Source organism: Rufibacter roseolus (assembly GCF_017916365.1).
GTDB lineage: Bacteria > Bacteroidota > Bacteroidia > Cytophagales > Hymenobacteraceae > Nibribacter > Nibribacter roseolus.
This window is the reverse complement of record NZ_JAFMSU010000002.1, coordinates 589,773-611,186: the sequence shown is the minus strand read 5'-3', so window position 1 is coordinate 611,186 and position 21,414 is coordinate 589,773. Positions and strand designations below refer to the sequence as shown.

Genomic DNA, 21,414 nt, shown 5'->3' with positions numbered 1-21,414 from the left:
CCTTTGAAGTACTTTTTGCTGCTCTGCCTTCCTTTGCTGCTGAGCGGTTGCTATTCCTTTACTGGCACCAACATTTCGCCGGACGTGAAAAGCATTTCCATTACCAACTTCAACAATGCCTCTGGTCAGGGACCGGCTAATTTACAGCAGTTTGTCACTGAAGACTTCAAAGATTACTTCCAGCGGAACACCAACCTGCGCATCCTGCCGCAGGCCGGGGATTTACAGATTGAGGGCCAAATCCTGAGCTATACTTTTAGTCCGGCGGCTATCCAGCGCAGCGACATCCCCACGGGCAGCAACATAGGGCTGGACCAGGCCGGGGCTAACCGTTTGACTATTGTGGTGCAGATCAACTATACAGACACCAAGAACCCCGCCAACAACTTTGACCAAAGTTTCTCCGGTTTCGCCGATTTCCCTCCCTCTCTGGATATCAACCAGATAAGCCAGGCGCAGATCAGACAGATCACAGAACGCATTATTTACAGCGTTTTTACCAAAACGGTAGCAAATTGGTAAGTATCTTTGCAGGATCAAAAAGGCACTGAAAACATAAATTTCAGTGCCTTTCTCCTGTATTTCCCTAATAACTAGTAATTTGAGCTTGCCTATCCAGCGGCAATGCATTCACGAGTTCCATGAACAAAGCGGCGTTTTTAAATATTGTCCGGCAGGTTGCCCCTATCCAGGACCAGGAAGTTGATGACCTGGAACGGTTGGTGGTGTCTTTTCCGTACTGCCAAACCGCCCATGTTCTGTTGGCAAAAGCTGCCTATGACCGCGGCAGCATGCTCTCTACCCAGAAACTGAGAAGAGCCGCCGCCCACGTCTCAAACCGGCAGTTACTCAAACAACTGGTGTACGCCACCCCAGCCGTAGAAGAAGAGCCTTTCCTCGCAGCTGAGGAAGAGGAAACCATCATCCAAATCGGTTCTGAGCCAATTTCTGAAAATGAGCCTCAAAACGAGCTGCTGGCCTTTGAGGAGGAAGACACAATTCTTTCTGTCGAACCGGAAACCGAAGCAGTAGAAACAGCAGCCGGTTACGAAACCCAGGAAAACACAGAAACAGAAAACGAGGCCTTCTATTCACCATTAGAAGAGGAACAACCGGTGATAGAACTTCCATTGGCGGAGGAGGAGCCCCTTTCTGCTCAGGTGGAAGAAGAGCCAGTCACCGAAGAAGCAGTAGAAACCCCTCCTGAGGAAATTGAGTCTACGCTTGAGACACCTGTTCTTGAGACGGAAACTACTGAGCCTGAACAGGCGGTGGTAGAAGATTACCAGGCTGAAGAATCTGCATCGATTGAGTTGCCTTTTGTTGAGGAACCGGAAGCGGTGTTAGATACCCCTGATAAGGCAGTTCTTGCAGAGGTGGTGGATGAAGAATTAGAGGTTGAGGTTGATATTGACCTCTCGCTTTCCGAGGAAGAAGACAACCTGGACGAGTTGCTGGAGCTGATCCAGATCAGTAGCCTTACCTCTTTCAGCGCACCCATTCCCAGTGTAAATCTCTCGCATGAGGAGATTGTATCCGAGCTAACCTCACCCGGTGAAACCACCTATACCGAGGAAGAGACAGCTTTCCTGGCCTCTACCTTACCTCCGCACGGCGTGGCCCTCACCGGTAAAGAAGAAGACAAAGGCCTGAGCGCTTATCTGGAGATTGCTGAACTTGACTCTTTGTATGATACCTCCGGTTACGAGTTTCCTACTTTAAAGCTGCCTGAGGTTAACCAGAACCCAGCCACCCAGGAGAACCAGGACCCTTACCTTTCCATCTTCACCCAGAACAATCTGGCTTATTGGATGGGCTCCAGCCGCTTGGGCGAAAGTATCCAGCTCAAGGACGACCTCACTTCACAGACTCCCTTCTACTTCCAGCCGGAGTTGATCATAGAGCACGTAAAGGAAAAGAACGCCCCGGCGCCGGCGCCAGAGGTTAGCCCAACCGCCAAGCTGGATATGCAACTGGATATCATCAACCAGTTCCTGAAGGCTACGCCCAAACGGAAAACCCTGGCCAACGCCCAGCTAAGTCAAGAGCCGCAGGAGGATCTGTCTGCCAAGAGCTCCAAGATCAAGAAGAACCTGGTGTCTGAAAACCTTGCCCTCATTCTTATTAAACAAGGAAAAGGCAAGAAAGCCATCAAAATTTATGAACAACTTATAGTGAAGTTTCCCGAAAAAAAGAGTTACTTTGCTGAACAAATTGAAAAATTAAGAAACGAATAGTCCAATTATGTACCTTGCTCTGATCAGCGTAATTATTTTCCTGTGCGTGCTGTTGGTTTTGGTGGTATTGTCCCAGAACTCCAAAGGCGGCGGTTTATCCAGCCAGTTTGGCGGCGGCGGCACCAGCCAATTGATGGGTGTTAAACGTACCGGTGACCTTCTGGAGAAGCTTACCTGGGGTTTCGCGATCGGGATCATTGTATTGACCTTGGCTTCCCATACTATTGTCAATGATGGTGGCGGAGTTGATAACCGCACTATTAATGAGCAACGTGCCGGCCAGGCGGCTCCAGCCCCTGCTCCTGCCGCTCCAGCAATCCCGCAGCAAAACGCTACACCGGGAACTGCTACTCCGGCCCCGGCCACTGCCCCAGCTGGAGACTCGGCAAACCAATAACAAAGCCGATACTGACAACCCTTTATTGGAGCCCGACCCTTTCTTGGTTCGGGCTCTTTTCATTTCCGGTGTTTTGTGGCTAGTTTTATAAGAACAGGCAAAAAACAAAAAGTGGCAGTCTTAAACCTGACAAAACTTAAGCCCTGCCAGGTGGCGTTGTCAGACATCATCCGGCTCTGACAGTCCTTGAACTGACAAAATGTGCCAAGTTTGGCAGAAATGTGGAGTTGGCACAGGAATCGCTATTAGGCATTGCGTCACCGGCCCAGAACTGCCGGGCATATTCGTTAACTTAACCTAATATCATAACAACCTATGGCATTAAACATCAAACCAATTGCTGGAACTGCAAACAGAGTTATTGTAGAACCGGCTCCTGCGGTAGAAAAAACTGCTTCTGGCCTGTACATCCCAGACACTGCCAAAGAGAAACCCCAGAAAGGTACGGTAGTGGCGATCTCCGCTGAAGACGGAGAAGGAAAGAAGCCAACCGTTAAAACTGGTGACGAGGTTCTTTATGGTAAATATGCAGGCACAGAGATTTCTCTAGACGGATCAGACTACCTGATCATGAAAGAGTCAGACATCCTGGCGGTTCTTTAATCTTACAAATTCCTATCATCAACCATAATCTATCATAAGAAACTATGGCATCTAAAAACATCACTTTCGACGTAGACGCGCGCAATAAGATAAAGAAAGGCGTTGATACGCTGGCCAACGCCGTGAAAGTAACTTTAGGCCCTAAAGGCCGCAACGTAATCATCGACAAAAAATTTGGTGCGCCTAGCATTACCAAAGACGGTGTTACTGTTGCCAAAGAAATTGAACTGAAAGACGCCGTGGAGAACATGGGCGCTCAGTTAGTGAAAGAAGTAGCCTCTAAAACCGCCGATATGGCCGGTGACGGTACTACTACCGCTACTGTTTTGGCCCAGGCCATCTATGTGGCTGGTTCTAAGAACGTGGCTGCTGGTGCCAACCCAATGGACCTGAAGCGCGGTATTGACAAAGCGGTTCACAAAGTGGTTGAGAACCTGAAAGCTCAGTCTAAGAAAATAGAGAACTCTTCTGAGATTGCCCAGGTTGGTACTATCTCTGCCAACAACGACACCGAGATCGGACAAATGATTGCCGATGCGATGGACAAAGTTGGTAAAGACGGCGTAATCACCGTTGAAGAAGCCAAAGGTACTGAGACCGAAGTGAAGACTGTAGAAGGTATGCAGTTTGACCGCGGTTACCTGTCTCCTTACTTCGTGACCAACCCAGAGAAAATGGAAGCGGAGTTTGACAACCCTTACATCCTGATCTACGACAAGAAAGTTTCTACCATGAAAGAATTGCTTCCAGTTCTGGAGCAAGTGGTACAAACCGGTAAGCCATTGGTGATCATCTCTGAAGATGTTGACGGCGAAGCTCTTGCTACCCTGGTAGTAAACAAACTGCGTGGTTCATTGAAAATCGCGGCGGTGAAAGCCCCAGGTTTTGGTGACCGTCGTAAGGCAATGCTGGAAGACATCGCTATCCTTACTGGTGGTACTGTTATTTCTGAGGAGCGCGGCTACAAACTGGACAACGCTACTTTAGAGTACCTTGGCCAGGCTGAGCGCGTGATCATTGACAAAGACAACACTACCATCGTGAACGGACGGGGTACCAAAGACGGTATCGTGGCTCGCGTAAACGAGATCAAAGCGCAGATTGAGAAAACCACTTCTGACTACGACAAAGAGAAACTGCAAGAGCGTTTGGCTAAACTGTCTGGCGGTGTGGCTATCCTTTACATTGGTGCCTCTACTGAAGTAGAAATGAAAGAGAAGAAAGACCGTGTGGATGATGCCTTGCACGCTACAAGAGCTGCCGTTGAAGAAGGTATCGTAGCTGGTGGTGGTGTTGCCCTCATCCGCGCCCTGGATGCTTTGGACGACGTAGATACCCGCAACGAAGACGAGAAAACTGGTGTGCAGATCATCCGCACCGCTTTGGAGTCTCCACTGAGAACGATTGTAGCCAACGCCGGTGGCGAAGGTTCTGTGATCGTGAACCAGGTACGTGCCGGTAAAGCTGACTTTGGTTACAACGCCCGCGATGACAAGTTCGAGAACATGTTCGCCGCTGGTATTATTGATCCAACCAAAGTTACCCGTCTGGCCCTGGAGAACGCTGCTTCCGTAGCTTCCCTGTTGCTGACTACTGAGTGTGTAATTGCTGACGAGCCTGAAGAAGGTGGTGCAGCAGCCGGTGGCGGAATGCCAGGCGGCATGGGCGGCATGGGTGGCATGATGTAATCTGCCCCTCAGCGCACGCTGAATAATAAAAGAAAAGGCCCCGGTTCATGAACCGGGGCCTTTTCTTTTATTAGGTGTTTTAGAGCTATTTAACTAAAAACGGCCCTGAAACGGCTGCTTACTTCAAGACTTTGATCATGATCTTGATTTCATGCGGCGCGGTCTCATCTCCCCCGAAATACGGGTACAGTTGATAGCCTTTCCCTTCTCCGGTACAGGCTCGCTCATGCTCCACCGTCTTGTCTCCTACTTTGTAGATGTATTTGGTATCTGTGAGGGTAAGCTCGCAGGTATAGGTTTTCTTCAGGTCAATGGCCGTGATAAAGGTGGAGGTGTTTTTGCCGCCTTTGTAGGAGTAAGCGTGCAGTTCCAGTTTGTTTTTATACCAGCGCCAGCCAAAGCGGGCACTGTTCTCATGGTGAAAGGTACCGCAGTCTGACATGCCATACAGTTTGTTGATGTCGGCCTGGTTATTGGGATTCTTGGTGCTGTAGATCGCGGTAGAATCGAAGGCCACTTCAAACTTCATGGAGTTGGCGGTGACCAGTTTGAGTGGATTGGTCGTTTCATGCCCTCCCGGGTTGATCACGTAGGTGGTGCCTTCTTCTACTTCGGGGTTCTGGGGTTTTACAGCATCTTCAACTTCTTCACAGGACAAAAGCAGGAACGGCATTGCCAGCAGCAATGGCACTTTGGTAATAAAGGATTTCATGGGTTTAGATAGGTTGTCGCAATTTATGCAAGCGCAACCGCATCTAAAGCCAGATAGTTCGGTTTTATTTAAACTTCCCTAAGTTTCAGGTTTAAATGAAATGTAAGAAAAGATAGGTTACATGCTTTCTGGCTCATAGCACATATTGTATAGGTCCTCCATGGTGCCGTTGAAAACATTCAGGTCCAGGTTGCCCTTCACTCCTTTCAGCTTGCCCCGTTCTGTGTGCTGCCAGAAAACCCACTTGTGGTCGGCCACCTGGTGGCTCTTGTCAGGATTGTAATGGGCAATCCATAGAGGGTAATCATCGAAATGGCCTGCCAGGTGCTTCTCATAGAAAGCGTAGTTTGTGTAGATGATGGGCTTGAGGTTGTATTTCTCCTCCACCATATCCAGCCAGAGCTGCACCCCGGCGCGGATCTCCTCATCTGATTGGTGGTTCGTGACCTCCACATCCAGCACAGGCGGTAAATCCCCGGCCTCCAGCTTCACTCTTTTAAGAAAGCTTCTGGCCTGTTCCTCGGCATCACGGGCGGGCAGAAAGAAATGGTAAGCGCCCCGGAGCACATCGTGCTTCTTGGCCTGGCGCCAGTGCCTGGCAAAATACCGGTCCTGGTGCGTAATGCCCTCAGTGGCCTTGATGAAGGCAAATTTGATCTTCTGGGATTTGACGGCTTTCCAGTCAATCTGCTGCTGGTGGTGTGATATATCAAGTCCGGTGACTTCGTACCCGGCCGGGCTGAAAGTGGAAATGGTATTGGTCTGGGTAGCCTCCTCCACTTTATGGCGCAGGAAAGCCAGGCGTCCACCTTCCTTGAAGTATTCAATGCCCAGGCACAGCAAAAGAAAGGCCCCAACCCCCAAGGACAGCGGCTTCCACCAGGTACCGGTAGGCGCCTGTTTCTTGCGGGAAGTTGCTTTTGCAAGTCGTTTACGTGGGGGCACGGGTTTTTTATATTTATTTCCAACAACGGTGAAGGGCGGTTGTTGCTGCCTTCTTCTCTCTACAAATTTACCAATTCTTTTAAACCAATCCGGTTTCTAATAAAAAAGCCTTTGCCGCAAAGGCGGCAAAGGCTTTCAGAACAATGTAAATCCTGTTTATTGGATACCGTGCATTTTCTTTTTCAGGGTTCCGTTCAGGCCCAGCATAACAAGCCCGGCCAGCATTGGAAGAATGGTGAAAATGAGGAAGAAGACGGTGATGGAATAGTTCTCAATGATTGGGTCAATGAAAGAACCGGTTAAACCAGCCAGGTAGTTGGCCACGAAGTTGGCGATAAACCAGATCCCGAACATCAAGCCTACCAATCTAGGCGGAGACAGCTTACTCACGTAAGACAAGCCCACCGGAGAGATACACAGTTCGCCCATGGTATGGAAAAAATAAGCCAGAATCAGCCAGATCATACTTACTGAGGCAGTCTTGGCACCCTGCGGAATAGAAAGACCACCGTAAGCCAGGATACCGAAACCAATTCCTAACAGAAACAAGCCAATCGCGAACTTCACCGGACCGGAAGGGTTAAAACGGCTTTCCCATATTTTGGAGAAGATAGGTGCGCAGGAAATGATAAAGAACGAGTTCAAAATCTGGAACCAAGAAGCAGGCACCTCTGTGGCATCTGAACTGAATTCACGTTGCAGCATCCAGATGATGATTCCCCAGATAATCACGAAACTTAGGCCCAGGAACAGGTTGGAAAAAGGAATGCTTTTATAGGTTTGTTTGAAGAGGTTACCCAGCACAAAGGTTAAAATCAACATAGGCACCACCACCAAGGTTGCGTTGGCCCACTTGAAGAGGGTTCCGCTACTGCCTACCAATACTCTATTCGTGTAATCTGCGGCAAAAATGGTCATAGAACCACCCGCCTGCTCAAACGCCATCCAGAAAAAGATTACAAAGAATGCCAGTACCGAAATAACAATGATCCTGTCTCTCACTACGTGTGCTGGCTCCTCAGGGGCTTTCACCTCAGTTTCGGCTCCAGTGTCAATCTGGTTTTTAGTGGCCAAGCCAATGTTCCCGAACAGCTTTTTAGAGAAGGCAAACTGCAGCATGCCAAACAGCATGAAGATACCAGCCAGACCAAAGCCCCAGCTCCAGCCTACTTTCTCCCCTATGTAACCGCAAAGCAAGATCCCCAGGAAGGCACCGGAGTTGATACCCATATAGAAGATGGTGTAAGCGGCATCTTTCTTAGCCGGGTTCTTGGCGTACAACTGACCCACCATAGAAGAGATATTGGGTTTAAACAACCCGTTCCCCAGAATTATAAGCCCTAAACCAAGGTAAAAGAACATCTCAGATTCCATGGCCATACTGGCATGGCCCAAGGTCATGAGCAGGGCTCCGAAGATGATGGATTTTCGGTAACCCAGAAATCGGTCGGCAATGAAACCACCCGCAATTGGGGTCAAGTACACCAGACCGGTATAGATACCATAAAGCTGCAAGGCCTCATCGCGCTGCCAGGCCCAGCCCCCATTGGCAATAGTAGACGTAAGAAAGAGCACGAAAAGCGCCCGCATTCCATAATAACTAAAGCGCTCCCACATCTCGGTAAAGAAGAGCACAAACAACCCGGGAGGGTGCCCGCTCTCAATTTCCACGGGATGCTCTCCGTAGGGAATGTTATGCTTACTGACTTGGTCATTAAGCGGATGAACTCTTTGAGACATAAAGTAAGGATTAAAGTATTGTTTGTTTAAAAGAGGGTTTTACCAAAAAGGTAAATATACCATAATCAGGCCGAAAGGGCAAACCTCCACCAAGGCCTGATGCCATTTCAATTAATTTTGTAAAAAAGATAACATACGTTAGTTTTTTTATAATTTTGAAAATCAAAATTCTTATCTACTCTTCCGTTTTGAAAATTTAAAAAATAAACCTTCCTTTATGAAAGAAATTGGCAAAAAGTCAGGCACCATGGAATTATCAGGCGTAGGGATTGTGCAGGCTAAAGAGGTCCTCTGGAACCTGTCCCCCGCAGAGTTAGTGGAAGAAGCTCTGAAAAACGGGGAAGGCTATCTCACAGACAACGGGGCATTGATGTGCGACACCGGCACTTTTACCGGCCGTTCCCCCAAAGACCGGTTTGTGGTACGCGATGCGGAAACAGAGAATTCTGTATGGTGGGGCGATGTAAACATAGCCTTTGACCCAGCCAAATTTGATGCCCTTCACCAGAAAATGCTGGCCCACCTGGAAGGCCGCAGGTTATACGTACGCGATGCCTACGCGGGTGCCCACCCAGAGTACCGACTAAACCTCCGGATTGTCAATACCCTGGCCTGGCACAACCTTTTCTGCCATAACATGTTCCTGCGGCTGAGTGAAGAAGAACTTGAGCACCATACCCCTGACTTCACCATCATCAATGCCCCTGATTTCTTCGCTGATCCGGCCGTGGATGGTACCCGCCAAAGCAACTTCGCCATCATCAACTTCAGCCGCAAGATGATCTTGTTGGGTGGCACAGGCTATGCCGGCGAAATGAAGAAAGGTATATTCTCGGTGCTCAATTACCTGCTGCCGCACAAGCGCAATACCTTATCTATGCACTGCTCGGCCAACGTAGGCAAAGACGGCGACACCGCCATCTTCTTCGGACTGTCCGGCACGGGCAAGACCACGCTCTCCGCCGATCCAAACCGCGGCCTGATTGGGGACGATGAGCACGGCTGGACCGAGGACAGCGTCTTCAACTTTGAGGGAGGCTGCTACGCCAAAGTCATTGACCTTACCCGCGAGAAAGAACCTCAAATCTGGGATGCTATCCGGTTTGGGGCCATTGTGGAGAATACACGCTTTAAACCCGGCACCCGCACCGTTGACTATACAAACAAATCCGTTACCGAGAACACCCGCACGGCTTATCCTATTCACCATATTGACAACGCGGTAGAACCCTCAAGGGCAGATATTCCCAAGAACATCTTCTTCCTTACCGCCGATGCCTTCGGGGTGCTGCCTCCTATCTCGCGCCTGAACAAGTGCCAGGCCATGTACCATTTCATCTCAGGTTATACCGCCAAGGTAGCCGGTACCGAGGTGGGCGTAACCGAGCCGCAGACCACTTTTTCGGCTTGCTTTGGGGCGGCGTTCCTGCCTTTGCACCCCACCACCTATGCCGAGATGCTGGGCAAGAAGATGACGGACCACAACGTGAACGTTTGGCTGGTGAACACCGGCTGGACAGGCGGCGTGTACGGCGTGGGCTCCAGAATGAAGCTTAGCTACACCCGGGCCATGATCACCGCTGCCCTCAACGGCGACCTGCTGGACGTGTCCTTCAAAAAGCACCCGGTGTTTGGTGTGGAGATGCCTACTACCTGCCCCAACGTACCTTCAGACATCCTTGACCCGCGCAATACCTGGGCCGACAAAGATGCCTACGACCATAAAGCCAACGACTTGGCCAAAGCCTTCGTCAAAAACTTCAACAAATACGCCGACTACGCGAACCAGGAGATCCTGGCCGGAGCCCCTGAGATTGCTGTTGAAGCCTAAAATTTTAATTATTTCCTTCACCTTATTAAAGCCTTCCATCCTATGGAAGGCTTTTTTTATTTACCCCGCCACCCTGAGCGTTTTTGCCGTATTTTTGGGAAATCGGCTTTTAAACTTAAACCCCATGCACCTCTTCTTCACCCCTGACCTGCAACCCAATGACGCGTCTTACACCTTATCTGAGGAGGAGTCCAAGCACTGCGCCCGGGTGTTAAGGTTGGCCCAGGGCGATGCGGTGACGCTGGTAGACGGCCGGGGCGGTTTATTTGAAGCAGAGATTGCAGAGGCCAACCCTAAGAAAACGAAAATAAGTATCTTACAGAGCCACCCGGAGTACCAGAAGCGGGGCTACAGAATTCATGTGGCGGTGGCGCCCACCAAGAACATGGACCGCATGGAGTGGTTTGTGGAGAAGGCCGTAGAGATGGGTATTGACGAGATCACCTTTCTGCATTGTGCCCGCTCTGAACGCAAAAACCTTAACCTGGAGCGCATAGAGAAAATCGCGGTGAGCGCCATGAAGCAATCTGTGAAAGCGTATTTGCCTACCCTGCACCCTTTGACCCGTTATGCGGATTTTCTGCAACAGCCCGCCACCGGGCAGCGGTTCATTGCGCATCTGGTGGAAGGCCAGGAACGGCACTCCTTGGCCAAAAGCATCTCGGGTGAGGATACGTATACCATCCTGATCGGGCCGGAGGGTGATTTCAGCCCGGAGGAAGTGACACAGGCTTTGCAGGCGGGCTATAAACCCGTTACATTAGGGCAGAGCCGCTTGCGGACCGAGACTGCCGCTTTAGCCGCCTGCCATACCATTCACGTACTATTAGACGTTTAACGTTTTAAGCTTCTTTTCTGAAAAACCATGCAAAAACGGCTTCTCCTCTGGTTCTTACTTATATTACTGGGAACCGGCGCGGCCTGGGCCCAGCGGCCTAGTTTCCGGATTGCCCGCCTCAAGTACGGCGGTGGCGGTGACTGGTACGCAAACAAAACCTCGTTGCCTAACCTCATTGCTTTCTGTAACCAGGAACTGAAGGCCAACATCGCGCCGCAGGAAGAGACCGTGGAACCCGGCAGCCCCGAGTTGCTGGACTACCCCTTTGTGCACATGACGGGCCACGGCAACGTGATCTTCACTGAGGCCGAGGTCCAGAACCTGAGAAAATACCTTACCGGCGGCGGCTTTCTGCACATAGATGATAACTACGGCTTGGACAAATTCGCGCGGCGCGAGATGAAGAAGGTTTTCCCGGAACTGGATTTCATAGAGCTGCCTTTTAACCACCCCGTGTACCACCAGAAGTTTGATTTTCCCCGTGGCCTGCCTAAAATCCACGAGCATGACAACAAACCTCCCCAGGGCTTCGGGATCATCTACCAGGGACGGCTGGTGTGTTTCTATTCCTATGAGTGCGATTTAGGTAACGGTTGGGAGGACCAGTCGGTGCACAATGACCCGGTAGAAAAGCACCAGGCGGCCCTGCGCATGGGCGCCAACCTGATCTCTTATGCTTTGACTAATTTTTAGGCTATTCTCTTAGCTACCATCCATTTAAAGCTACTCTCTACTTTAATGGCTTTAAGTAAAAAATGGCTATTAAACTCACCCCATTAAAAAGGGCTGGCTGCATAAAGCAACCAGCCCTTTTCTTTTATATTCTATATGCGTTGGCGATTACCCTTGCGTTACCCCTTGGCCTAAACCTTGTTTTACCCAGGAGGCAACCATTACGGTACGTCTGGCCTGGTGCTCCACTGCCCCGCGGGCGTCTGGGGAGATGCTGCCATCCTGGCCCACGCTTACGCTGGTTCCGTAGGGGTTACCTCCCGCCGGGAACAGCGACTGGTCGGTGTAGCCAGGGGCGGCAATGATGGCGCCCCAGTGGTACATGGTGGTATACAGCGCCAGCGTGGTGGCTTCCTGGCCGCCGTGGGGATTTTGGGCAGAAGTCATGGCGCTTACCACCTTATTAGCCAGTTTGCCCTGAAACCACAATCCGCCGGTACTGTCCAGAAACTCTTTCAACTGCGCGGGCACGTTCCCGTAGCGGGTAGGCATACTGAAAATAATGGCATCGGCCCACTCCAGGTCAGCCAATGAAACCACCGGCACATCTTTCACAGCATCGGTGTGCGCTTTCCAGGCCGGGTTGCGCTCAATGGCTTCTGGTGGAGCTAACTCCTGAACCCTCAGAATCTTTGCTTCCGCGCCGGCGGCTTTGGCACTTTCGGCCGCCCATTGGGCTAGTTGGTAGTTGGTACCGGTAGCGCTGTAATAGATCACCGCTAAATTTACGTTTGCCATAATTTTATATAAATGGTTAGAAAACGAGAATGCACATCTTTCGCTCTGGGTTTATCTCCGGGAATTCTTCGTTTTCTATACGGGGTAATGTACCTACAGTTATTTGAGCGGCTTCTTTAAACCAGTCATAATCTTGTAGTTGCGGTTTATTCGGTCTCTCAGGCGCCAAAAGGATGAACACTTTTTCCTATCACAGGGTTATGCCTTTCAAAACAGAGGCATATATAAGGTGGTGCATTCGTGGCTTTGGACAGGCTTTTGGCGAGAAAAACGGATTATGATTTCGGGCCCTTTTACAGGAAAGGGCCCGAAAACAAACATCCTCCTCAATCCAGCTCCTGAATTGTTTAACTCAACGCTCTTTTTTGTATTTTTGAAGTTGGGGTCGGGTTTTCTGGCCGATGCGTATGGAATTAGCAAGATTAGAGATCAAAGGCTTCAAGAGTTTCGGCGACAAAGTCACCATTAACTTTGACAGCGGCATTACGGGTATTGTAGGGCCCAATGGTTGTGGCAAGTCCAACATCGTGGACGCCATCCGGTGGGTGCTGGGCGAGCAGAAGACACGGAACCTGCGCTCCGATAAGATGGAGAGCGTGATTTTCAACGGTACCAAAAACCGGAAGCCGCAGCAGATGGCCGAGGTGTCGCTCACGTTCAACAATAACAAGGGCATCCTGCCCACCGAGTACTCGCAGGTGACCATCACCCGTCGCTACTACCGGTCCGGTGAGAGCGAATACCTGCTCAACAACGTCACCTGCCGCCTCAAAGACATCAACGACCTGTTCTTGGACACCGGGATAGGCTCTGACTCCTACGCCATCATCGAGCTGAAGATGGTGGACGACATCCTCACCGACAAGGACAACTCGCGCCGGAACCTGTTTGAGGAAGCCGCTGGGATCTCCAAGTTCAAGGTGCGGAAAAAACAGACGCTGAAGAAACTGGAGGAGACCGATGCCGACTTGGAGCGCGTGGAAGATGTGCTGTTCGAGATAGGCAAAAACCTCAAGAGCCTGGAGCGCCAGGCTAAAACCGCCGAGCGTTACCTCAACCTCAAAGACGAATACAAGAAACTGAGCCTGGAGTACGCCCGCCGCAACATAGGCCACCACCAGGAGGCGCTGGAGCGGTTGGAGAACGAGCTTCAGAAGGAAACCGAACGCAAAGGCTCCTATTCAGAGGAATTGACCCAACTTGAAGATATGCTTCAGGAGCAGAAAACCCTGCTGGACCGCACGCAGCTGAATCTGCAAAACAAGCAGAAAGAGGTGCACGAGCATACTGCTCAGCTTCGCCAACAGGAGAACGACATCAAGTTGAAAAGCGAGCGCAACCTGTACCTGCAGGACCGGGTGAAAACCTTGCACATGCAGATCAATCTTGACACTGCCAGCATCACGCAAACCGAGCACAGCCTGGGTCAGCTGCAGAACGATTTGGAGCAGATCCAGGAAGAACTGCTCATTTCTGAGGAACAGCTGGGCCTCACCAAGAAAGAGCTGGAGCACGTGAACCAGCAGAAAGCCGACCTGAACCGCCAGCTGCAGGAAAAAACCATGGCCCAGCGCCAAGTGCAGAACGAGGCGTTCACGGTAAACAAAAGCATAGAGATCACGCAGGTGCAGATGCAGAGCCACCGTTTGGAGCTGGAGCGCCTGCAGGAAATGGAAGGCCACGAGAACGAGATCGCGCAGCAGCACGAAGCTTCCCTGGCCGAAACCAAAATGTTGCTGGAAGAGGCCCAGGAAAACCTGGCCGAGCTGCAGGAAGCGGAAAACCAACTCCGCACCGAGATGACCAAAACCGAGGAAACGCTGCACGAGCACCGTCAGCACCTCATTGACCTGAACCGCGAGCACGACGCGAAGAAAAACCAGTACAACCTGATGAAGTCGTTGGTGGACAACCTGGAAGGTTTCCCCGAGGCCATCAAATTCCTATATAAGTCTGATAACTGGGAAAAACCAGCCCCGCTCCTCTCAGACATCATCTCCTGCGACCCAGAGTACAAAAACCTCATTGAGACGTACCTGGAGCCGTACATGAACTTCTTCGTGGTGGACTCCCCGGAGGAAGCCGTAGAAGCCATTGAACTCTTGAAGGAGCAGAACAAGGGCCGCGCCAGCTTCATCATCCTCTCCGAGGTAGAGGAAATGGAGATCCCGGATACCATCAGCACGCCTAAATACAAAGCAGCGCTGGAGGTGGTGGCCGCCGAAGAGAAATACCATTCTCTCCTGCGCTTCATGCTCAGCGAAGTCTATCTCACTGATTCCGCGGAAACCGAGCTTTTCCTCAACGACGGCCGAACCTACATCCTCACGGATGGCTCCGCGATCAAGAAGCCGCTGAGTTTGGCCGGCGGATCTGTTGGCTTGTTTGACGGGAACCGATTAGGCCGCAAGCAGAACCTGGAGCAATTGGCCGAGGAGTTAGAGGAACTGCAGGAGGAGCAGGAAAAGATAAAGCTGAAGATCACCACGCTACAGCAGGTGCTGCAAAACCAGAAGGAATCTACCCAACAGGAGCAGATCCGTTTGCAGGAACGTGACATCAACAACCTGCAGCAGGAGTTGGTGAGCCACAAAGTGCGCTATGAGCAGTTCCTCTTGAACCAGCAGAACCAGGCCAGCAAGAAAGACGAGCTCTTCGAGAAAATCCAGGACCTGGGCGACAAGCTAGCCGACCTGATGCCTGAAGCCGAGAGCAAGAACCTGGCCCTGAATAGCTACGAGCAGGAGCTCTCTGGTTTAAGCCAGGTTTTGGAAAAACAGAACGAAATCATCACCGAAGTCAGCGGCATCTTCAACCAGGAGAACATTAAGTTCCACCAATTGAAGAACCGGCTGCAAAGCATCCAGCAGGAACTGGCCTACAAGCAGAAGACTGTCATGAACCACCAGGAGCGCCTGGTGCAACTGCAGGACGAGCTGAACCGCGCCGAGGATGAGACTGTCTCTTTGGATCAGTTTGTGGAAGACCAGAACCAACTGCTGGAAGAAGGCATGGTGGCCCGCAAGGAAATGGCCCGCGAGTTGGAGGAGATTGAGAAAGCCTATTTCACCCTGCGCGGCGAAATAGACGAAAAGGAAAAGAGCATCCGAGAACTGCAGCGCAAGAAGCAGAACACCGATGAGGTATTCCAGTCCATGAACCAGGCCATCACCGATACCCGCATCAAGTTGGTGTCCGTGATTGAGCGTCTGTCGGCGGAGTTCAACATGAACCCTGAGGATCTGGCCGAGGCCCCTACCGAGAAGCTAGACATCAGCAACGAGGAACTGAGCCAGCAGGTGCACAGCGTGAAGGGGAAACTGGAGAACATCGGGCCGGTGAATCCAATGGCCGCCGAGGCTTACCAGGAAATCGATACCCGTAACCAATTCATCCTCACGCAGAAAAATGACCTCCTGGATGCAAAGACCCAGCTGATGGACACCATCGCGGAGATTGACACCGTGGCCAAGGAGAAATACCTGGCCGCCTTTGACCAGATCAAGGAGAACTTCATGCGCGTATTCCGGTCCCTCTTCTCAGATGAAGATACCTGTGACCTGTACATCGCGGACCCCAGCAACCCGCTGGAGTCGAAGATCGAGATCATGGCCCGTCCCAAAGGGAAGCGTCCTTTGACCATCAACCAGCTTTCCGGGGGTGAGAAAACACTGACGGCCATTTCGCTGCTGTTCGCCATCTACCTGCTCAAGCCCGCGCCGTTCTGTATCTTCGATGAGGTGGACGCCCCGCTGGACGATGCCAATATTGACAAGTTCAACAACATCGTGAAGAAGTTCTCCAACGATTCGCAGTTCATCGTGGTGACGCACAACAAACGCACCATGGTCTCCACCGATGTGATCTACGGCATCACCATGCTGGAAGTGGGGGTTTCAAGGGTAATTCCGGTTGATCTGAGAGACCTGGCTCCGGAACCAGTGACAGAAGCGGCTATGTCTGCTTAGAAAGACTTATTAATTTAAAGCGTCTGCCGTTTAGGTCTTGTTTCATGAAAGCAGGCTCTAAACGGCAGACGCTTTTTTATTGAAGGAGAGATTCAATGGTATCTCTATTCCTATAGATCATCGGTTCTTTCCGGCTTTATCATTTTGCCCTAACCCTCCTAATCATCTTGGTTTGTCCCCTCTCATTGTCATCTTGGAAAGATCTTGTGGGCGAACTAGAAAAACATAGAATCTCTGCTACTGCCACTTGCCAACAAGATCCTTTCAGGATACAAATGAGAGGAGGTCTGTATTTGTTTCAAGGGCTCACTATTGGTGCTCGCCCAGTTCAACTTATTATTGGTGTTTAGTTCCATTGTTGGTTTTATCACCAACAACCATGACTACGCGGGTAAACCCAAGGGCAACCACAAGTGATTGCCCCTACTTTAATCAGCTAACGTGGAGACAAGGCGGTGCCTGGTCTCTACCTAAATTTGGTTTTGTTTTCTAAAAGGAGGTGTATCAAATAGTCTTCTTTAGATAATCCGCATAATCATGAATAATCCTGGTTATCCTGCTTATAAAACAAAAGAAGTGTTAAGAGCCTGCTTTCAGAAAAACAGCCTCTTAACACTTCTTTGTTCTTCTATTAAAACTACCTAACTCCCTGGCTAGGGAATTTAGGAGTTACGGTGCGATAGAAAGCCAAAATCTTCTGCATATCAGCGTCAAAATCTCCGGTGGGGTAAATGGTGGGGCCTATGCCGGCTTCTTTCTTGGCGTAATCCAAGTAACCTAAGACAATAGGAACCACGGCGCCAACTGCCGTGTGGTAGAAGCCTTTTTTCCAGCGGGGTTGGTATTTGCGGGTTCCCTCGGGGGTTACCAGCATCACCATCTCTTCGTTTTGTTTGAAGATATCAATCATGGCGGCTACCAGGTTGTTGTTCTTTTTCCGGTCTACGGGTACAGCACCCATGGACCTGAGCAAAGCGCCCATTGGGAAAAAGAAAGCCTCCTTTTTAATGGTGAGCTTTACGGGCACATCCATAAGGTAAAAAGCAGCGCGGGCGTATACAAAATCCCAATTACTGGTGTGCGGGGCGGCCACCATGATGGCTTGCTTTACCCCCGGAGGCATGGCTCCGTTCAACTTCCAACCGGCAACTTTAAATATGACCTTTGCTAAAGCCTTTCCAAACATAACATATAAGTGAATCCAACAACAATATTACAAAAAAACCAGCCGTTCAGCTGGTTTTCCTTCATATTATGTTTACCGGTTACCGTGTTAAGTGGAATTTACGCTCCCTGAACAAATACACCTGTAAGCCCACGTTAACCGATGGTCCCCATTCCGTCAATTTGCGGTTGCCCTCAGCAGGACGTTTCTCCTGATAATAAGAAAACATGAGGGCTGGCTCCACGGCAATTTTAGGGTTAATGAAAATGGCATACCCAACTCCGCCCCTATATTCCATGAGATCGGTTTTGGAAGCGTTAGGTCGGTTGTTGATCCCTACTGCGGCGCTGGCTTCTCCAAAAACACCATTGTTGAGGTAATAGCGCACGAATGGACCTGCAAGGATGTTGGTAGCCTGCGTGGGAATCTGGTCAGCCATCTTCTCTTTGTAATGGTAGACAGACCCTTTCAGGCCCACTGCAAAATCACTCAGCACAAAATAACCCACCTTGGCATCCATGTCATACTGCTGGCGGTGCCCTGTGATGGGTTCACTGTTGCTGGTGATATTGATTCTTTTATAGGAACCAGACACGCTGCCGCCCACCATGACGGAACGTTGGAAGATCTTGGCGGGAACCAAAGTCCCCCGGTTTTCCTGGGCTCTGGCGTGGGTGAATACCAAAAGGAAAGCAATGAGGTAGAGCAACTTTTTCATAGAGTCAAATAAGGTGGAACGTAAAACCTTAGAACGGGTGAGCCTGACCTTTATTTTGACTATTACGGAGTAGCTTCTGCAAGAAAGTTCACTTTTCAAACTATCTTATAGGACTTTTAAAATATAGTGAAACTATTTTTTATTATCCAGAAGCACCTCAATTTCAGACCTTAAGCCTAAAGTGTACTCGTAGCCTACGTTGTACATTTCCTTGGCCCTTTTCAGGTCATAAATATGGTACTCGGTGAGTTTGGGTGGCTCCAGCAGCAGGTCGCAGAGGGAAATCCGGCTCTGGATGTTAGCATGCACCGCCAGGTGGAAGATGCGTTCGGTCACCTGCCTAATGCTGTTGATCTCGGCGTTGTGCAGGGTGGGGTTTACGTGTACCCCTATGATTTTGTCGCACTCCCCGGTAATGCATTCCACCGGCAGGTTATTGACGATGCCACCATCTACCAGCAGTCTTTTCTCTATTTGCATAGGCTTGAACAAGACCGGCACCGCCGAAGACGCTTTCAAGGCCTCCACCAAAGAACCCTGTGTGAAATACACGGTGCTTCCTTCTACCAGGTCCAGGGCAGAGATGGTGAGTTTGATAGGAAGTTCTTCAAAGGTCCTTTCCTTCAGGTGCTCCTCAAAAATCTTGTGCAAAGCATGCGTATGCAAAATTCCCCGGTTCAGGGCTGGCCTGAGGAGTTTGGGCAAGGGCAGACAGCAAACCATTTCCAGCACTTCCTCCGGTGTGTAACCGGCTGCAAAAAAAGCCCCGACGATGGCGCCGGAGCTAACTCCTGATATGGCGTGGATGGGAATTCCCATTTCCTTTAACGCCTGCAAAACCCCTAAATGGGCTACTCCCCTGGCGGCTCCGCCAGACAAACATAGTCCTAATCTGTGCATCGGTTACAAAGCCGACAAAGGGAAAACCTGGTCTACCCTAACTCCTTTGTCGGTATGCTGTACGGTACAGCACTCGTTTTGGACATCGTGCTCAAAAAATAAAACCCATTTTTCATCGGCGGCCTGCTTCAGGAAAGCTTCTTTCTCTTGCAGCGTCAGGAGCGGCCGGGTGTCATAACCCATGACATAAGGCAACGGCAGGTGCCCCACTGAGGGCAGCAGATCGGCCACAAACACCAGGGTATGGCCTTTGTAATGGATCTTGGGGAGCATCATCTTGTCGGTGTGGCCATCGGCGTACAGCACGTCAAAATCTGGAATGAACTGCTCCTGACCTACAGACAGAAACTCCAACTGGCCGCTCTCCTGAATGGGCAGAATGTTCTCCTTGATGAAACTCGCCTTTTCCCGCGGGTTGGGCTGCGTAGCCCAAAGCCAATGGTCCTGGTTGCTCCAGTAGCGGGCATTGGGAAAAACCGTTTCCAGGGAACTGCCGTCTTTGCCGTACCTCACCGATCCGCCGCAATGGTCAAAGTGCAGGTGGGTGAGGAAAACATCGGTGATGTCTGAAAACCCGAAACCGGTATCCTTCAAAGACTTTTCCAGCGAATAATCGCCGTGCAGGTAATAGTGGCTGAAGAACTTAGCGTCCTGCTTGTCCCCTATGCCATTGTCAATCAAGACCAAGCGGTTACCGCTTTCCACCAAAAGGCAGCGCATGGCCCAGGAACAGAGATTGTTTTCGTCTGCCGGGTTCGTGCGCTGCCAGATGGATTTTGGCACCACCCCAAACATGGCGCCGCCGTCTAATTTAAAATTACCGGTATGGATGGGGTGAAGGGTCAATGCCATGAAAGGTTGTTTTAAGCCTGTTTTTAAGAAAGGAGCCCGGAAACAGAATTACTCAGTCACCACGCCCATCTCCCCGAACTTCTCAATGCGTTGCATGATGCGTTCTTCCGGGGTAAAGGCTTCCAGTTCTTCCAGGGTGGAAAGGATCTTTTTCTGCAGGGTTCTGATCATTTTCTCTGGGTTCACGTGTGCGCCACCCAGCGGCTCTTTGATGATGCCGTCTACCAATTTATTGCCCAGCATGTCTTTGGCGGTGAGTTTGAGGGCCTCGGCGGCCTGCTCTTTGTAGTTCCAGCTGCGCCATAAGATTGAAGAGCAAGACTCTGGCGAAATCACCGAGTACCAGGTGTTCTCCAGCATGTACACGCGGTCCCCAATGCCTATGCCCAAAGCTCCGCCCGAGGCGCCTTCCCCAATGATGATGCAGATCACGGGCACTTTGAGCATGAACATCTCTTTCAGGTTGCGGGCGATGGCCTCCCCCTGTCCTCTTTCCTCGGCTTCCAGACCTGGGAAGGCGCCGGGCGTGTCAATGAAAGTGATGATGGGCTTGTTGAATTTCTCAGCGAGTTTCATGAGGCGCAGCGCCTTGCGGTACCCTTCCGGGTTGGCCATCCCGAAGTTGCGGTATTGGCGCTCTTTTGTATTCCGACCTTTCTGCTGGCCAATGAACATCACGGTTTTGCCGTTGATCTCGCCAAATCCGCCCACCATGGCTTTGTCATCGCGCACATTGCGGTCGCCGTGCAGTTCCACGAAGGTAGAGGACAGTCCCTTGATATAGTCCAGGGTGTAGGGTCTCTCTATATGGCGGGAAAGCTGCACCCGTTGCCAGCGGGTAAGGTTGGCATAGGTTTCTTTCTTCAGAGACTTTATTTTCTCTTCCAGGGCCAAAACTGCCTCGCTTACGTCTACCTGGCTCTCAGAGGCCAGTTTCTTCATTTCGGCTAGTTTCCCTTCAAGAGAAGCAATGGGTTGTTCAAAATCTAACAGCATAGTAATGCCCCTTACGTTTAGCTAAAGTGTGACTACAAAGGTAAACGAAACTTGCAAAGTTTAGTAGCACGAGTTTTTTCAAGTTTACCTGAATTTTTTCGGTTTGAAAATGAACCCGTTACCTTCATTAGCCGTTTTCTTTTGCTCTTTTTTAGGAGTGCCTGTTGTGCGGTAACAATCTGCCCCCCATATTTGCATCATCAAACGGGGACAACAGGTCTCCAGAAGAAGTTGGTCCGGTAGTTCAGTTGGTTAGAATGCCGCCCTGTCACGGCGGAGGTCGCGGGTTCGAGTCCCGTCCGGACCGCTTAAAAAGAAAAGCCCTGTAAGAATATTCTTACAGGGCTTTTTGCT

The 21,414-nt window shown here is 50.6% G+C and carries 18 protein-coding genes and 1 tRNA gene; 10 read left to right on the top strand and 9 right to left on the bottom strand.

The features are described 5' to 3' along the window. Positions 1-3: 3 nt before the first annotated feature. From J3P35_RS11545 to groL, 5 genes are all read left to right on the top strand, one after another. On the top strand, positions 4-522 hold the full coding sequence (locus J3P35_RS11545; RefSeq protein WP_246850180.1) for an LptE family protein: 519 nt from the start codon (positions 4-6) through the stop codon (positions 520-522). 119 nt (positions 523-641) lie between these two features. Further along, positions 642-2,237, top strand: coding sequence for a hypothetical protein (locus tag J3P35_RS11540; protein WP_210464749.1), 1,596 nt, complete (start codon positions 642-644; stop codon positions 2,235-2,237). A gap of 7 nt (positions 2,238-2,244) precedes the next feature. Continuing rightward, entirely contained in the window at positions 2,245-2,634 is a 390-nt protein-coding gene (gene secG / locus J3P35_RS11535) for a preprotein translocase subunit SecG (protein WP_210464748.1), read from the top strand. A gap of 315 nt (positions 2,635-2,949) precedes the next feature. Beyond that, complete coding sequence (locus J3P35_RS11530; protein WP_210464747.1) at positions 2,950-3,237, top strand: co-chaperone GroES; 288 nt, start codon at positions 2,950-2,952, stop codon at positions 3,235-3,237. Positions 3,238-3,281: 44 nt separating this feature from the next. Further along, positions 3,282-4,925, top strand: coding sequence for a chaperonin GroEL (groL, locus tag J3P35_RS11525; RefSeq protein ID WP_210464746.1), 1,644 nt, complete (start codon positions 3,282-3,284; stop codon positions 4,923-4,925). 118 nt (positions 4,926-5,043) lie between these two features. Here the strand turns inward: groL and J3P35_RS11520 are convergent, their stop codons facing one another. From J3P35_RS11520 to J3P35_RS11510, 3 genes are all read right to left on the bottom strand, one after another. Next, the gene (locus tag J3P35_RS11520; RefSeq protein WP_246850178.1) at positions 5,044-5,637 is read right to left on the bottom strand and encodes a hypothetical protein; all 594 of its coding nucleotides are present in this window, start codon (positions 5,635-5,637) and stop codon (positions 5,044-5,046) included. Positions 5,638-5,754: 117 nt separating this feature from the next. Next, the gene (locus J3P35_RS11515; protein ID WP_210464745.1) at positions 5,755-6,582 is read right to left on the bottom strand and encodes a glycoside hydrolase family 25 protein; all 828 of its coding nucleotides are present in this window, start codon (positions 6,580-6,582) and stop codon (positions 5,755-5,757) included. 156 nt (positions 6,583-6,738) lie between these two features. Beyond that, positions 6,739-8,322, bottom strand: coding sequence for a peptide MFS transporter (locus J3P35_RS11510; protein ID WP_210464744.1), 1,584 nt, complete (start codon positions 8,320-8,322; stop codon positions 6,739-6,741). Positions 8,323-8,539: 217 nt separating this feature from the next. On the opposite strand from J3P35_RS11510, the gene pckA reads away from it, so the two are divergent. From pckA to J3P35_RS11495, 3 genes are all read left to right on the top strand, one after another. Beyond that, the gene (gene pckA, locus J3P35_RS11505; RefSeq protein WP_210464743.1) at positions 8,540-10,153 is read left to right on the top strand and encodes a phosphoenolpyruvate carboxykinase (ATP); all 1,614 of its coding nucleotides are present in this window, start codon (positions 8,540-8,542) and stop codon (positions 10,151-10,153) included. 124 nt (positions 10,154-10,277) lie between these two features. Further along, entirely contained in the window at positions 10,278-10,991 is a 714-nt protein-coding gene (locus J3P35_RS11500; protein WP_210464742.1) for a 16S rRNA (uracil(1498)-N(3))-methyltransferase, read from the top strand. 27 nt (positions 10,992-11,018) lie between these two features. Continuing rightward, positions 11,019-11,684, top strand: coding sequence for a DUF4159 domain-containing protein (locus tag J3P35_RS11495; protein WP_210464741.1), 666 nt, complete (start codon positions 11,019-11,021; stop codon positions 11,682-11,684). 147 nt (positions 11,685-11,831) lie between these two features. Here the strand turns inward: J3P35_RS11495 and wrbA are convergent, their stop codons facing one another. Next, complete coding sequence (gene wrbA / locus J3P35_RS11490; protein ID WP_210464740.1) at positions 11,832-12,461, bottom strand: NAD(P)H:quinone oxidoreductase; 630 nt, start codon at positions 12,459-12,461, stop codon at positions 11,832-11,834. A 407-nt stretch (positions 12,462-12,868) separates the two neighbouring features. Between wrbA and smc the strand changes: the two genes are divergently transcribed. Next, positions 12,869-16,429, top strand: coding sequence for a chromosome segregation protein SMC (smc, locus tag J3P35_RS11485; protein ID WP_210464739.1), 3,561 nt, complete (start codon positions 12,869-12,871; stop codon positions 16,427-16,429). 637 nt (positions 16,430-17,066) lie between these two features. On the opposite strand, the gene J3P35_RS11480 is transcribed toward smc, so the two are convergent. From J3P35_RS11480 to J3P35_RS11460, 5 genes are all read right to left on the bottom strand, one after another. After that, on the bottom strand, positions 17,067-17,552 hold the full coding sequence (locus J3P35_RS11480; protein ID WP_317195372.1) for a 1-acyl-sn-glycerol-3-phosphate acyltransferase: 486 nt from the start codon (positions 17,550-17,552) through the stop codon (positions 17,067-17,069). Positions 17,553-17,694: 142 nt separating this feature from the next. Then, complete coding sequence (locus J3P35_RS11475) at positions 17,695-18,312, bottom strand: hypothetical protein (RefSeq protein WP_210464737.1); 618 nt, start codon at positions 18,310-18,312, stop codon at positions 17,695-17,697. Positions 18,313-18,444: 132 nt separating this feature from the next. Then, the gene (locus J3P35_RS11470) at positions 18,445-19,212 is read right to left on the bottom strand and encodes a patatin-like phospholipase family protein (protein ID WP_210464736.1); all 768 of its coding nucleotides are present in this window, start codon (positions 19,210-19,212) and stop codon (positions 18,445-18,447) included. Positions 19,213-19,215: 3 nt separating this feature from the next. Beyond that, positions 19,216-20,058: an MBL fold metallo-hydrolase gene (locus J3P35_RS11465; protein ID WP_210465573.1), complete on the bottom strand. Its 843-nt coding sequence runs from the start codon at positions 20,056-20,058 to the stop codon at positions 19,216-19,218. 54 nt (positions 20,059-20,112) lie between these two features. Next, a complete protein-coding gene (locus J3P35_RS11460; RefSeq protein ID WP_210464735.1) occupies positions 20,113-21,060 on the bottom strand; it encodes an acetyl-CoA carboxylase carboxyltransferase subunit alpha in 948 nt (315 codons plus the stop codon). 233 nt (positions 21,061-21,293) lie between these two features. Here J3P35_RS11460 and J3P35_RS11455 point away from each other — a divergent pair. Further along, positions 21,294-21,367: transfer RNA gene (locus J3P35_RS11455), tRNA-Asp, on the top strand. The last annotated feature ends 47 nt before the right edge of the window (positions 21,368-21,414 follow it).

What these genes read in the sequence shown, in the direction of transcription:
- wrbA (WP_210464740.1), bottom strand. Translation starts at nt 12,461, where the DNA reads ATGGCAAACGTAAATTTAGCGGTGATCTATTACAGCGCTACCGGTACC.
- J3P35_RS11510 (WP_210464744.1), bottom strand. Translation starts at nt 8,322, where the DNA reads ATGTCTCAAAGAGTTCATCCGCTTAATGACCAAGTCAGTAAGCATAAC.
- J3P35_RS11460 (WP_210464735.1), bottom strand. Translation starts at nt 21,060, where the DNA reads ATGCTGTTAGATTTTGAACAACCCATTGCTTCTCTTGAAGGGAAACTA.
- J3P35_RS11480 (WP_317195372.1), bottom strand. Translation starts at nt 17,552, where the DNA reads ATGCCTCCGGGGGTAAAGCAAGCCATCATGGTGGCCGCCCCGCACACC.
- secG (WP_210464748.1), top strand. Translation starts at nt 2,245, where the DNA reads ATGTACCTTGCTCTGATCAGCGTAATTATTTTCCTGTGCGTGCTGTTG.
- pckA (WP_210464743.1), top strand. Translation starts at nt 8,540, where the DNA reads ATGAAAGAAATTGGCAAAAAGTCAGGCACCATGGAATTATCAGGCGTA.
- J3P35_RS11540 (WP_210464749.1), top strand. Translation starts at nt 642, where the DNA reads ATGAACAAAGCGGCGTTTTTAAATATTGTCCGGCAGGTTGCCCCTATC.
- J3P35_RS11520 (WP_246850178.1), bottom strand. Translation starts at nt 5,637, where the DNA reads ATGAAATCCTTTATTACCAAAGTGCCATTGCTGCTGGCAATGCCGTTC.
- groL (WP_210464746.1), top strand. Translation starts at nt 3,282, where the DNA reads ATGGCATCTAAAAACATCACTTTCGACGTAGACGCGCGCAATAAGATA.
- J3P35_RS11495 (WP_210464741.1), top strand. Translation starts at nt 11,019, where the DNA reads ATGCAAAAACGGCTTCTCCTCTGGTTCTTACTTATATTACTGGGAACC.
- smc (WP_210464739.1), top strand. Translation starts at nt 12,869, where the DNA reads ATGGAATTAGCAAGATTAGAGATCAAAGGCTTCAAGAGTTTCGGCGAC.
- J3P35_RS11470 (WP_210464736.1), bottom strand. Translation starts at nt 19,212, where the DNA reads ATGCACAGATTAGGACTATGTTTGTCTGGCGGAGCCGCCAGGGGAGTA.
- J3P35_RS11475 (WP_210464737.1), bottom strand. Translation starts at nt 18,312, where the DNA reads ATGAAAAAGTTGCTCTACCTCATTGCTTTCCTTTTGGTATTCACCCAC.
- J3P35_RS11530 (WP_210464747.1), top strand. Translation starts at nt 2,950, where the DNA reads ATGGCATTAAACATCAAACCAATTGCTGGAACTGCAAACAGAGTTATT.
- J3P35_RS11500 (WP_210464742.1), top strand. Translation starts at nt 10,278, where the DNA reads ATGCACCTCTTCTTCACCCCTGACCTGCAACCCAATGACGCGTCTTAC.